The organism is Paenibacillus sp. 01T431 (assembly GCF_056398625.1).
Window position 1 is genome coordinate 121,763 of the sequence record NZ_JBFTPT010000002.1, and the last position, 12,906, is coordinate 134,668.

The window sequence follows — 12,906 nt, forward strand, 5'->3', positions numbered from 1 at the left end:
CGGCGAATGATTGGCTCAGACGTCGATTATCTTCTATCCGTTTTGGAGGATGAGATTGATGATAAGTCGATGCTTACGCAAGTTAATCAATCGCTTAAGCAGCTTGCAGATGTGAAGTTTGCGCTGGATGAATCGTCAATCGTTGCGGTAACGGATCATAAAGGCCGCATTGAATATGTAAACGATAAGTTTTGTGAAATTTCTAAGTACAGCCGTGAAGAGTTAATAGGCAAGGATCATCGGATTATCAACTCCGGATTTCATGGGCGCGATTTCTTCCGCAAGCTGTGGGAGGTTATTTCAAGCGGCGAAGTATGGCGTGGCGAAATTAAAAATCGCGCCAAGGACGGCAGCTACTACTGGGTTAACACGACGATTGTTCCCTTCGTTGATGAAGCGGGCAACCCTTATCAATATTTAGCCATTCGCAGTGAAGTGACGCAGCGGAAGCGGGCTGAGCAAGAGCTGAAGGAAATGATGGTTAAGGTGATTGAAATCCAAGAGGAAGAGCGAAAACGAATATCGAGAGAACTGCATGACGGGATTGGCCAAAGTCTCTTTTCGCTGCTTATTCGGCTTGACCGCATTATCGGCGATCACGATGACATTCCTGAGCTGGGCGCGCTTCGCAGCGATGTATCTGGCGTGATGGAGGATATTCGTGGTTTGGCTTGGGAGCTGAGGCCATCGGTTCTCGATGATTTAGGTGTCGTTCCGGCAATAAGAACTTATGTGGACAATTATTCACAGCATTTTGGCATTCGATTGACGCTCACATGCAATTTAAAGAGCAGGCTGGGCATTATGAAGGAAACAGCTATTTATCGTGTCATTCAAGAAGCATTAACGAATATCGCGAAGTATGCCGATGTAGGCGAGGCTGAAGTGGTGGTTGAGGAGCTGGAGGAAGAGGTTGTCGTCAGCGTAACAGATCAAGGGCTCGGTTTCAGTCCTGATCGCATCGGCCACGGTGTAGGCTTGTTCAGCATGGAGGAGAGAGCTCGCAGCATCGGCGGTTATTTGGATATTGTTTCGGAGCCTGGCAAAGGAGCAAAGGTGAAGCTTATTGTTCCTAAAGATAAGAATTCGGAAGGAAAAGGTGTAAACCTATAGGAGGAATTTCATGTATCGAGTTTTCATCATAGAGGACGACGATAAGATTGCTTCAATTCTCAAAAAAAATATGGATAAATACGGATTTGAGGCAGCCATTGTTACACAGTTTCGAGAAATTATGCCGGAGCTGGAGGCTTTTGATCCGCATGTCATTTTGCTCGATATTAATTTGCCTTACTATGATGGTTATTATTGGTGCAGACAAATTCGAACACGTTCAAGCCTCCCTATTATTTTTATTTCTGCCCGTGCTGGCGAGATGGATCAAGTTATGGCTATAGAGAACGGCGGCGATGACTATATTACAAAGCCTATTCATTTGGATTTATTAATGGCAAAGGTGAAGAGTGTGCTAAGGCGAGCTTACGGGGAATATGCGGCATCCGGGTCTGCAGCAACAGAAACGGGCGTTGCCTCGCAAGCAGGGGAGCTGTCAGCTGGCGACCTCTGTCTTTACTTGAACCGTAATGAGCTTGAATGGAGAGACTGCCGCATTGAGCTGACAAAAAACGAGCAGCTGCTGGCTGAATGCTTGATGAAGCGGCATGGCATGGTTGTTTCGCGCGAGCAGCTGCTTGAGGCGCTTTGGGATGATGTGCAATTCGTCGATGATAATACGCTTACGGTCAATGTGACCAGACTTAGGAAAAAGCTGGAGGAGCTTGGGCTTCCTAAAGCGATCGAAACGGTGCGGGGACAGGGCTATAAGCTCGTTATAGAAAATGCAGTAGGAGAAACGTCACGATGAGAGGCTTATCGCTGGCGTTATTTTTACGTGATCGTCTGTTATTTATTTTTATGGTTTGTTTAATTATTTTACTCGCAGTCAGCCTACTTCTCCTTGAGCGTGAGCGCTACCCAGGGTTAGTCGAGCTGGGTACGATTTATTATTTTATCGTCATTGCTTTATTTTTGCTTGGGACTTGGCTGGTCGTCGATTATTTGCGGCAGCGCACGTACTTTAAGCAAATGTTGGAGGCGATTGCACGGTCTGAAGAACTGCAAGCTTCAACAATCGTACAAGCTACAGTGACACAGGAGCAGAAGCTTGTCGCTAAAATGCTGGAGGAGCAGAGCAGGGCTTATTTGAACGAGCTTGGCAAATATCGAAGGCAGCAGGAAATACATAATCATTTTGTGCTGCAATGGGTGCATCATATGAAGACGCCGGTATCTGTCATCGATTTGCTCGCTCAGGAGGTTTTGCAGCAGAACTCGTCCTCGCAGCAGGAACAGCAGCAGCTGGCGCTAAGTATGCAGGAGGAAACTGATCGAATGACGCGGGGGCTTGAGATGATGCTGTATACAGCTCGTCTAGATAAGTTTGAAATCGACCTGCATGTCAAGCAGGTAGCGCTTCATGAACTTGTGCGCTCGGTCATCAACGCCCATAAGAAGCTTTGCATCCGTTACTCCATTTTCCCTCGTGTCGAGGGGGAAGCATCCGTGGAAACCGATGAGAAATGGATGACCTTTGTGCTTAATCAGTTCATTAGCAACGCAATCAAATATAGTAAAAGCAAAGAAGGCGGCAAAAAACTGCTCTTTCAATTGGAAGCGTTCAATGACGGAGGAGGCAGGCTGCAGGTGATCGATGAAGGCATTGGTATTGCGCCGCATGATCTTCCTCGCATCTTTGATCCTTTCTTCACAGGTGAGAATGGACGAACGGCGGGCGAGTCAACTGGAATGGGGCTTTATTTGGCTAAGCAGGTATGCAATCGGTTAGGTCATGAGATGACCGTTTCCTCGGTACTCGGAGAAAGTACGACGGTCAGTGTCGCATTCAAACCGCGCGGCATTCATATTATGGGCAGCCGAGGTAACGGAAGCTCAGGTTAGGTGACAAATTTGTAAGGTTGGCAGGGTGTGAATGAAAGGGAAATCGATGGGTTTAACCTCTTCCCCTCGTCTATACTAACGGTAATGAAGCACATTACAGATAGATCTGGGGAGGAACAAAGCAATGAGCGTACTAAAAGCAGAAGGGCTTGGCAAAATATACAGCAGTAAAGGCAATGTCGCTTACAAAGCGCTTGAGGATATAGAGCTTCAAGTGGAAGCGGGAGAATTCGTAGGGGTAATGGGGCCCTCTGGCAGCGGAAAAACAACTCTGCTGAATTTATTGTCCACGATCGATCGACCAACCTCTGGTCAAATTGAAATCAACGGCATAAATCCGAGCAAGCTAACGGACAAGAAGCTTGCCTTATTTCGCCGCCGCGAGCTCGGTTTCGTCTTTCAGGATTTTAACTTGCTAGATACATTATCAATCAAGGAAAACATCATTTTGCCGCTCGTAATGGAGGGCATGGCACCGAAGCAAATTGAACAAAAGCTGGATTCGCTCGCTGAATTGCTGCAAATCAAACAAATCTTGAATAAGCGGACGTATGAGGTGTCTGGCGGCCAGAAGCAGCGCGCAGCAATCGCCCGTGCTATTATTCATCAGCCTTCGCTCGTGCTTGCAGATGAGTTGACGGGCAATCTCGATTCCAAATCAGCGAAGGATGTTATGGATTCCCTGAAGGACATGAATGAGCGTTTTAAGGCGACCGTATTGATGGTAACGCATGATCCATTCTCTGCGAGCTACTGCCAGCGCATCGTATTCATCAAGGACGGCAAGTTTTTCTCGGAAATTCGCCGCGGCTCGAACAGGCAAGCGTTTTTCCAACAAATACTAGATGCGCTCAGCGTGCTGGGAGGTAATTTCGATGACGTTCCGTTCGCTCGCGCTTAGTAACATTCGGGGCAACTGGCGGTCGTACAGCGCATTTTTCCTGAGCAGCGTCTTTTCCGTTATGATCTTTTATATTTATGCAGCGTTTCTATACCATCCAGAAGTAACGAGCGGCCACATTATGGCAGCATCAAAAATTCGTACAGGCATGGTGTTTTGTGAATATATTATCGTCATATTCTCGTTTTTGTTTGTGCTCTATTCTAATTCAGCATTTCTCAAAACGAGGCAGCAGGAATTTGGTTTGTTCTCCTTATTCGGTATGACAAAAGTTCAGCTTCGAAAGCTTGTTATTTATGAAAATGCAGCCATCGCTGCGCTGGCCATCGCTGTAGGCATCGGTCTTGGCATGCTGTTCAGCAAGCTGTTTTTTATGGCTCTAACGGTGCTTCTTAATTTGCAGGAAGCGATATCTTTTGCGGCTCCACTCAAAGCCATTGGCTTAACGGCAGGCGGTTTTTTTGTTCTGTTCATGCTGATCTCCATTTGGACAGCACTTCGCATTGGACGAACTGAAATTATTGATTTGCTGAAAGCGGCTCGCAAGCCAAAAGGACAGCTCGTATTCTCGCCTTGGCTGGTTGCTGTGTCTGTCGTTTGCTTATCGGCTGCCTATGGCATGGCTCTGGTTATGAACGACGGAAATTTCATGCTTCTAGCCTTGCCAATACTAATTACTGTCGTTATCGGGACGTACTTTCTCTTTACTCAGCTGAGCATTTTGCTGCTCCGCTATATTCAAAAAAGATCATCGATATATTATAAACGGACCAATATGATCGTGTTTGCACAGCTCGGCTATAAGATAAAGGATAATGCGCGTATTTTATTTATTGTATCTATTCTTAGCGCGATCGTTATGACTGCCCTTGGGACGGTATATGTGATGAACATCGGTGCCAAAAAAAATATGATAGAATACTCTCCTTTCTCACTAGCCTATAGTGAAAAAGGCTTGAATACACATGAGGTTATTGACCCAGCTAAGCTTAGACAAGTAGTCAAAGAGGACGGCTACAAAATTGTGCGTGAAGCAAAGGCAGCTGGCGTACTGTTGAATCGCTTTTCGGTTAAATGGGGAGATGAAAAGGCCCGTGATTTTGATTATGATGCTTTGGTAATTTCAGCTACAGACTATAACAAGCTTGCAGCATTGACGGGTCAGCCGAGCATTCAGCCTGAGAATGGCAAGCTAACGCTTATAAAGTCCTTTTTATCAAAAGAAAGAGAACAAGCAGGTACTGTAAAAGGCAGCATTAATGGCAAGGAAGCGGCATTCGACATTAGCGGCTCGGTAGAAGCTCATGTTATGAATTATCTCGAAAGCAACTATTTTACTTTCGTTATGGACGATTTTTCTTACATGAAGCTGCTATCGAGTGTGCCAGAAGATGAGCTTTATGTGATGTATGGCTATGAATTAAGCAATTGGGAGAAAACAGCAGCTACGGTTGAGAAGCTTAGTAAGCTTGTGCCAGAACAATTTCAATCCCAAACCGATTTTAGCCGTGTAAAAACGCTGCAAGAAATGAATCAAACGGTTTCTTTGACTTTATTCATCGGTATGTTCATTAGTTTGCTATTCTTCATTGCATCGGGAAGCATGATTTATTTCAAGCTATTCACCGAGCTGCAAGAAGACCAAGCCCAGTTTAAAGCTTTAGTCCGCATCGGCATGACGAAGGGCGAGATTCGCAAAATTGTTGTAACGCAGGTCGGCATCGTCTTCTTTGTTCCCGTCATCGTTGGCATTTGTCACGCCTTGTTCGCGATGAAAGCACTCGACAACATTATGGAATCATCTAACTGGATTTACTCTTTCGTCGTTATCGGCATTTATATCGTGATGCAGACGTTGTACTTCATAACCGCATGCAGCAGCTACATGAAGAGCATGCTTCGCGGGGCTAACGCATAATAAAATTAAAAAAACGGCTTTTTCCTCAGAATATGAGGAGAAGTCGTTTTTTTTATGTTCATATGAACATTTAGAAGCAAGTGAAAGAGCTGATTCTCCGTAAATCTATACCGGTGTAACCCCATGATCTTCCGAACCAACGGAAACCGGAGACAGATGTACGTCCGACAAATACAGGGAAAAACCAGAAACCATGACCATTCTCCATCCATACGTAAGTGTTGCGGAACAAACAGCCGGAAATAGCGCCTGGATCAATTGCAAATGACGAAACAGCTGGCTGCGGCGGCGTGAATTGTGGAGGCGGAGCGGTCGGACCCGACATACCTGGTTGACCTTGTTGTCCTGGCCCCATCGGTCCTTGTGGACCTTGCGGACCTTGCGGTCCAAACGGTCCGAAAGGCCCCATCGGTCCCATTGGCCCCTGAGGACCTATTGGAGGCATAAATGCCATGCAAAATCACTCCTTATCAATTGGGCTAATGCATGTTATGCAGAAATACCTAGCAACGATTGGGCGAACGATCATTGTCAGCGGTTCAATTTAAAAAAAGTTAAAAATGCGATTGGAGCGGAGTACCGATTATAGCGACGTTTAATCTAGAGGAATCAAACCTGTTTCCATTCCATGTCAGCAGATTCTCTACATAACCGAGCGTATCAGCATTTGTGGCTCCAATGATGCGCTGAAGAGCCTGAAGATCGAAGGATTCCCGGTTCTCGGCAGTTATGATGGGATTTAATGCTGCGATAGCCAGCACTTCACCTTGCAGAGGCTGCTTCAGCGTTCCGTTTTCGTTGTAATAAGTGGTTAAATAAGCTGCCCCTTTGCTGCTTATGTCAATTATAAACAGCAAATCAAGCTGAGCACTTGATACCGATACTTTGTACATATCTTCATACTGGACACGAAACTTGTATTGTTGATTGTAGCTGTCTGAATCAAACAGCATGTGAAGCGCATGATGAGCGAAGGAGTAAATGTAGAAAATGCCGTACCCGCCGCTTCCTCCGGAATCGATACTGATCAAAATGTCACGAATTTGATTTTTATCAAAGTCGCAGAGCAGCAGGACAGCGTTATAGCCGGCATTATTTTGTAAAGGAACGACTGTGCGCTGCTGCGAATACCCATCTTGAATAACTAGCGTAATATGATCTGCGAATATACCGGATGGTCCATCCGGTTTATGACCAAATAAATAAATCTGATCAGGTATACCGTCACCAGTTACATCTCCTTGTTTCATGTCGAGCAAATATTCGTCTGTTGCTAACCGATCTGGCTGGTACCTATGTGTATGGAAAGACGAGTGCATAACTATTCCTCCAAGCCTAAAATACATGGTTTCTGTCTATACCTATGCCAATCCCTTGCGATTGGACTGTGCGAATGCCTAGAAGCGGGCAAACAAACCAAAGCAAGCTTTCGTTTGAAAAGAGAGCATTCAGGCATTACATATTGCAAGATGATTAGGCAACACTAATGCGGACTGATGTCTATATACTTACGGAGGTGCAGCCTTTTTATGAAGCACTTAATCGTCTATTGTCATCCTAATCCAGACAGCTTTAATAACGCCATTGTGGATGCTTTTATTGAATCATTAAAGGAGCAAGGCCATGAGGTCGTCGTCCGAGATTTATACGCGATGCGATTTGACCCTGTGCTCAAAGCCAGCGATTTTGAGGCGCTGCGCGAAGGCAACACACCTTTGGATATTAAAACGGAGCAAGAGCATGTGAAATGGGCGGATGCTTTTACGATGGTATATCCTATTTGGTGGACGGGGCTGCCCGCACTTATTAAAGGTTACATTGATCGAGTATTCTCGTATGGTTTCGCTTATGCGTATGGTGAGGATGGAATGATCAGCAAGCTGCTTGCGGGCAAGAAGGGGCTTATTATTAATACACATGGAACGCCTTCGGAGATTTACAGCCAGACTGGCATGTACGATGGGCTGAAAAAAACTTCGGATACGGGTATTTATGAATTTTGCGGCATCAAGTCAGTTGGCCATATATTTTTTGGCAGCGTGCCGCAAATTGATGATGCAGCCCGAAAGAAGATGCTCGAAGAAGTGCGGGGCAAGGCAGTCAGCTTGTTCGAATAGAAAGCCAAGAAAAGCTGGTCGCAACTATGCGATCAGCTTTTCCTTTTTTTAAAGCATGCTTGTCCTGTCCGAGGTTGAGGAGTATCATATAGTCCAAAAGCCTAAATGTATAGAATTGGAGATTTGGAATGAGAATCGGCATTCGCACCAAGATATTCACAAGCTTCTCTGTAGTAATCATTGTTTCGCTGACGATAGTTAGCGTGTTGTGGTACAACAAATATTATGATAGCCAGCGCGATTCGGCTGAGAGCTTTATGTCCCGTACCATTTTGGATGCAAATAAAAGCTTCGAGCTTACTCTCAAGGACATCGATTATATTAGTACGATTATTTCTCTTAACCGGCCCAACGTGATTGATGTGCTTTTGCCTGATCCTTCTGAAAGTTTAATTAATCGACTCGAGAAGGATCGTAAGCTTGATAACTTCATTTCTAGTTTATATGGCTACAAATATTACATATCGAGCATACAAGTAGCGAGTTTGGGAGGCCGCAGCTACTCGCAGGGGGCCACGGTTCCAACCAATGAATTTATGGAGTCGAGCTGGTTCGAGCAGCTGCTCGAGCAAAGAGGGAACAAAATATTTATTACGACTCATTCCAATAAAAAACTTAATTATGTGTCTTCCTATGTGAACCAAAACGTCGTTTCTATTGCGAGGGCAATCATGGACGGCTCGGAGGCGGCAGGTTACGTCATGGTTGATTTCAGTTATGAGGTTGTTGAGCGTATTTTCAATACCCCTCTGCCTAATAAAAGTCAGTTGTTTCTGATTGATGAAAAAGGGAATTTTGTCTACTCGCCGCGCAACAAGGATATTAATCAGCCGATTTCAGATACAGCTTATGCAGATGTACTCCCTGAGTTGAAGGGCAGCTCGGGCAAGCTAAGCATGAACATAAACGGAGAGAAGCATCTTGTTATTTATCATACTTCCGATTTTACAAATTGGACGACAGTGGGGCTAATTCCGCAGGGTGAGCTGCTCGCAGAGAGCAGAAAAGCAGCCAATACGATTATGATTATTCCTATGGTGACCCTCATTGTTGCCCTTTTTGTTGCTACGATTTTGTCCAATCAAATTACGATTAATATCGGCCGTTTAAGGCAGGCCATGAAGAAGGTCAGCGAGGGCAATTTATCTGATCCTATCGCCATTTCATCAGGCGATGAGGTGGAGGAGCTGAGCCATGGCTTTAACGCGATGGTTACCAACTTGCGGCTGCTGCTTGATGATGTGAAGCAAACGGAGGAGCAGAAACGGATTCTTGAGTTTAAAGCGCTTCAGGCGCAGATCAATCCTCATTTTTTATTCAATACACTAAATCAAATCAAATGGCTGGCAGATGTACAGAAAGCCGACAATATTAAGCAGCTAGTTACCTCTCTCGTTACACTCCTGCATAGCAGCATGGGCAAAGGCGGAGAGTATGTTACCGTTCAAGAGGAACAGCAATATTTGGAGCATTATTTGAATATTCAGCAGTTTCGTTATTACGATAAGTTTGTCGCTGTATTCGATATTGAGGAAGAGATTTTGAAGGTGCGTATGTTGAAGTTTTTGCTGCAGCCTATCGTAGAGAATGCCCTCATTCATGGCTTAGAGCCGCTTAAGGGAAGAGGACAGCTCACGGTTAAAGGATATGAGGATGATGGACATATCGTAATACAGGTGTCAGACAATGGTGTAGGCATCGAGCAAGAGCGATTGGAAACTATTTTTAATAAAGTCACTGAAAAAAATCGGTCTAGATTTAGCGGTATTGGGCTTGTAAATGTACAGCAGAGAATGAAGCTCCATTATGGAATAGGCTATGGCCTGCAAATCGAGAGCGTGCCCGGTTTATTCACGACGGTAACTGTGCGTATTCCGATTGAAGTGAAGGGAGACAACAAGCATGATTAATGTTTTGCTGGTCGATGACGATCTGCCTATGTTGAGCAAGCTGAAGAACATCATGAACTGGGAAGCGGGCAGCTTTAATATATGCGGAGAAGCCAGCGGCGGCTATGCAGCGATCAAGCTTCTGGATGAACGCAAGCCTGAAATCGTCATTACGGACATGAGTATGCCGGGAATGGATGGTTTAGAGCTGATCAGTTATATGGAGGAGCATTATCCGCATATTCAAGTGATAGCGATCAGCAGCTACAGCGATGTTCATTATGTGAAGAACAGTATGAAAAAGGGCGCTGTCGACTATATTTTGAAGCATGAGCTGGATGCAGAAACACTGGCTGCTGCCCTTGCAAGCGCACGGGAGCGGTTTGCGATAGAGCAGGAGGAGCAGGCGAAGACGCTGGATTTGCAGCGGCAAATTCAGCAGAATCAAACAACGCTGATCAGGGGGGTCATTCGAAGTCTTGTTCAGTACACATACAATAGCGAAGAAGAGCTTCTCTTGCAGATGGACAAGCTTGATTTAGCTCTGAACCTACGGATGCTCACCGTCGTCGTTGCGGAGTGGGATAGCCGCGGCATGCTTCATGATAAATATAACGCCAAAGAGCTTGACTATATTATGGGCACTTTTATGGATATTACAGACAATATCCTTGCAGATACAGGAAACGCTTATATGACGCCGATCGAAAATGGGAAGTTTGCCATTTTATTTTCATTTGATACGAACAGCAAATTTATTTGGCACACGATTATATCGGAAGCGCTCTCCCGAATCAGATTGAGCGCCAAACGGCAGCTTAACCAGATGTTAAGCTTCAGCGTAAGTGAAATGTGCAGCAAGGTGAATGTGCTGCATGAATACTTCAATGAGGCGGATAAAGCGCTGCAGGAGAGGTTTTATGAAGGCGGCGATGTCGTCATCTGGCCGGGGATACAGCGAAAGGCAGGGGCTGACTCTGGAACAAGCTTCTCCGTTGATGTGAAGCTGGAGCGAACATTGCTGTCGCTTCTCGCAGCATCCAATGAAAAGGATCTGGTCATCAAAATCGAAGAGCTGTTTACTAGAATGAATGAAGCGCGTGCACCGCATAAAACGGCTCAAATGGTTGCGGTAGAACTCATTCATCTTGTTAATCGCAAGGCGAAGGAAGCTGGCATTGCAGATCAGGATTTGTTCGAGGGCGACCAGAATCCTTATCTGGCGATTGGTAAATTTGATACGCTCTCCGATCTGAAGGAATGGATTGTTGGGGTGTATAAGAAGCTTGTCGAGGCGCTTCGTCCGTATGTGCATGACAATCTTTATTCTGAAAATACCCGCCGCACGATGGAGTGGGTTCGGAAAAAATTCTCAGAGCCAATCACTTTGCAGGAGGCCGCAGATGTCATTGGAGTCAATTCCTCTTATTTGAGCCGGATGTTCAAGGAGGAATGCGGTCAAGGCTTCGCTGATTATGTCAACCATGTGCGAGTGGAACAAGCTAAGCTGCTGATCAGGTCAGGCGATGTTGATTTAAAGGATGTTGTGAAGCAGGTTGGTTTTAACAATTACAATTATTTCTTTACGGTATTCAAAAAAATTACTGGAAACACGCCAATCGAATATGAAAAACAACAAAAATAAGATTATTTGAGTGAAAAGTAAAAAAGATAGAGTAAATGTAAAAATAATGGAGTCCACGTGTGGGCTCTTCTTTTCTATGATGAAGAGGCAAGATGACAAACATACATCTAAGGGGAGATGGAACAATGAAAAAATTATCTTTTAGATTTGCGCTTGTATTGGCATTATCCATTTGTTTAACATTGACGGCTGCTGCTTGCGGCAGCAAAAACACAGACACAAATAACGGCAAGAATAGTGGATCAACTTCTACGGAACAGCAAACGGTTACTTTCTGGTCTTGGGTTCCTACGGATGTACAAGCGGAGAAAGCGATTGCGGCATTTGAAGCAGCTAACCCGAACATTAAAGTAGATTACTGGCGCGGCGAGCAAACAGACTTTCAGAAGAAGCTTCAAGTAGCGATGGCTGCCAACGAAGGTCCGGATCTTCTTGGTATGCAAGTTGGAGGCATGCTGAACCAATATGCCAACACGCTAGAGCCTATCGAAGCGCTTGCGGATACGAACTGGGGTACTGGCTGGCAGGACAAGTTCGTTAAAGCTTCTATCGATCAAGTAAGAGCAAAAGACGGCACAATGGTTGCACTGCCGCTTAACTTGACTGGCCAAGAATTTGTTCTTTATAACAAAACGATTTTTGATAAATTGGGCATTACAAAAGTGCCGGCAACGTATGAAGAGTGGTTGTCTGTAAATGCGACTATTCGTGAGAAAGGCAACGGCATCGTGCCTGTAGCTTTCGGAGCGAAGGACATTTGGCATGACGTTGATATGTTCGTAGCGCTTAGCAATCAATTCGCGCCAGGCAAAATCTATGAAGCAGAGCAAGGCAAAGTAGCTTGGACCGATCAAGCTTTCGTCGACACAATGACAGCATGGAGCAAGCTATTCACTGATAAAGTAATGCAAGACGGAGCTTTGGGCTTGTCTACTTACCCAGATGCTCGTGACCAATACTTCTATTCTGGTAAAGCTGCGATGTTCTTGACTGGTTCTTGGCATGCAGGCTTCAGCCTACCAGGCGGAGAGAAAGACGGAACAGCGATTGAAAACGATGAAACGGGCATTTTCTTGCTTCCGCAAATCGGACCAAACGAATCCAAAGCGGTTGCCAGCGTAGATACAGCACTTTCAATCAACAAAAACTCCAAAAACAAGGAAGCGGCTTGGAAGCTGCTTGAGTTTATGACACAAGGCGAAGGCCAACAAATTATGGCTGATTTCATTCAAGGATCACCAGCTAAGATTGGCATTGAAATTAAATCGCTTGATCAATTTAAATTCGAATCCGAGCGTGAAGCGATCAAAACAGTAAACGATGCAATCGAAAATGCAGTAGGCAAACGCTTGCTTGATTACCCTGAGCTTACGAATGCGATTGGTGTAGCGATGCAGGATGTTGCAGCAGGTAAAAGCATTGAAACCTCGCTTAAAGATATTCAGAAGGTTTCCGATGGTATTGACCGCAAGTAAATT

Annotated in this window: 11 protein-coding genes; 9 read left to right on the forward strand and 2 right to left on the reverse strand. The window is 45.1% G+C overall.

Annotation, left to right across the window (positions count from 1 at the left end):
- Positions 1–6 precede the first annotated feature (6 nt).
- The 5 genes from AC1DM9_RS03180 (at position 7) to AC1DM9_RS03200 (ending at position 5,777) form a co-directional block, all read left to right on the forward strand.
- Positions 7–1,113, forward strand: a complete 1,107-nt coding sequence (locus AC1DM9_RS03180; protein ID WP_441876885.1) for a PAS domain-containing sensor histidine kinase — start codon at positions 7–9, stop codon at positions 1,111–1,113.
- Between the two features lie 10 nt (positions 1,114–1,123).
- Positions 1,124–1,864 (forward strand): response regulator transcription factor, encoded by a 741-nt coding sequence (locus AC1DM9_RS03185; protein ID WP_441876665.1) that lies wholly within the window; start codon positions 1,124–1,126, stop codon positions 1,862–1,864.
- Positions 1,861–2,958, forward strand: coding sequence for a sensor histidine kinase (locus AC1DM9_RS03190; RefSeq protein WP_441876668.1), 1,098 nt, complete (start codon positions 1,861–1,863; stop codon positions 2,956–2,958). Before AC1DM9_RS03185 ends, AC1DM9_RS03190 begins: the two co-directional genes overlap by 4 nt.
- Before the next feature lie 124 nt (positions 2,959–3,082).
- Entirely contained in the window at positions 3,083–3,859 is a 777-nt protein-coding gene (locus AC1DM9_RS03195) for an ABC transporter ATP-binding protein (protein ID WP_441876671.1), read from the forward strand.
- Entirely contained in the window at positions 3,834–5,777 is a 1,944-nt protein-coding gene (locus AC1DM9_RS03200; protein ID WP_441876675.1) for an ABC transporter permease, read from the forward strand. The genes AC1DM9_RS03195 and AC1DM9_RS03200 overlap by 26 nt, the downstream gene beginning before the upstream one ends.
- Positions 5,778–5,847: 70 nt before the next feature.
- Here the strand turns inward: AC1DM9_RS03200 and AC1DM9_RS03205 are convergent, their stop codons facing one another.
- Positions 5,848–6,231 (reverse strand): collagen-like protein, encoded by a 384-nt coding sequence (locus tag AC1DM9_RS03205; protein WP_339204450.1) that lies wholly within the window; start codon positions 6,229–6,231, stop codon positions 5,848–5,850.
- Between the two features lie 100 nt (positions 6,232–6,331).
- Positions 6,332–7,096, reverse strand: coding sequence for a VCBS repeat-containing protein (locus tag AC1DM9_RS03210; RefSeq protein WP_477578499.1), 765 nt, complete (start codon positions 7,094–7,096; stop codon positions 6,332–6,334).
- 210 nt (positions 7,097–7,306) lie between these two features.
- Between AC1DM9_RS03210 and AC1DM9_RS03215 the strand changes: the two genes are divergently transcribed.
- The 4 genes from AC1DM9_RS03215 (at position 7,307) to AC1DM9_RS03230 (ending at position 12,903) form a co-directional block, all read left to right on the forward strand.
- Entirely contained in the window at positions 7,307–7,894 is a 588-nt protein-coding gene (locus AC1DM9_RS03215; RefSeq protein ID WP_477578501.1) for an NAD(P)H-dependent oxidoreductase, read from the forward strand.
- Positions 7,895–8,022: 128 nt separating this feature from the next.
- Positions 8,023–9,804: a sensor histidine kinase gene (locus tag AC1DM9_RS03220; protein ID WP_477578503.1), complete on the forward strand. Its 1,782-nt coding sequence runs from the start codon at positions 8,023–8,025 to the stop codon at positions 9,802–9,804.
- Entirely contained in the window at positions 9,797–11,428 is a 1,632-nt protein-coding gene (locus AC1DM9_RS03225) for a response regulator transcription factor (RefSeq protein WP_477578505.1), read from the forward strand. The genes AC1DM9_RS03220 and AC1DM9_RS03225 overlap by 8 nt, the downstream gene beginning before the upstream one ends.
- A gap of 125 nt (positions 11,429–11,553) precedes the next feature.
- Positions 11,554–12,903: an ABC transporter substrate-binding protein gene (locus tag AC1DM9_RS03230; RefSeq protein WP_441876691.1), complete on the forward strand. Its 1,350-nt coding sequence runs from the start codon at positions 11,554–11,556 to the stop codon at positions 12,901–12,903.
- Positions 12,904–12,906: the final 3 nt, after the last annotated feature.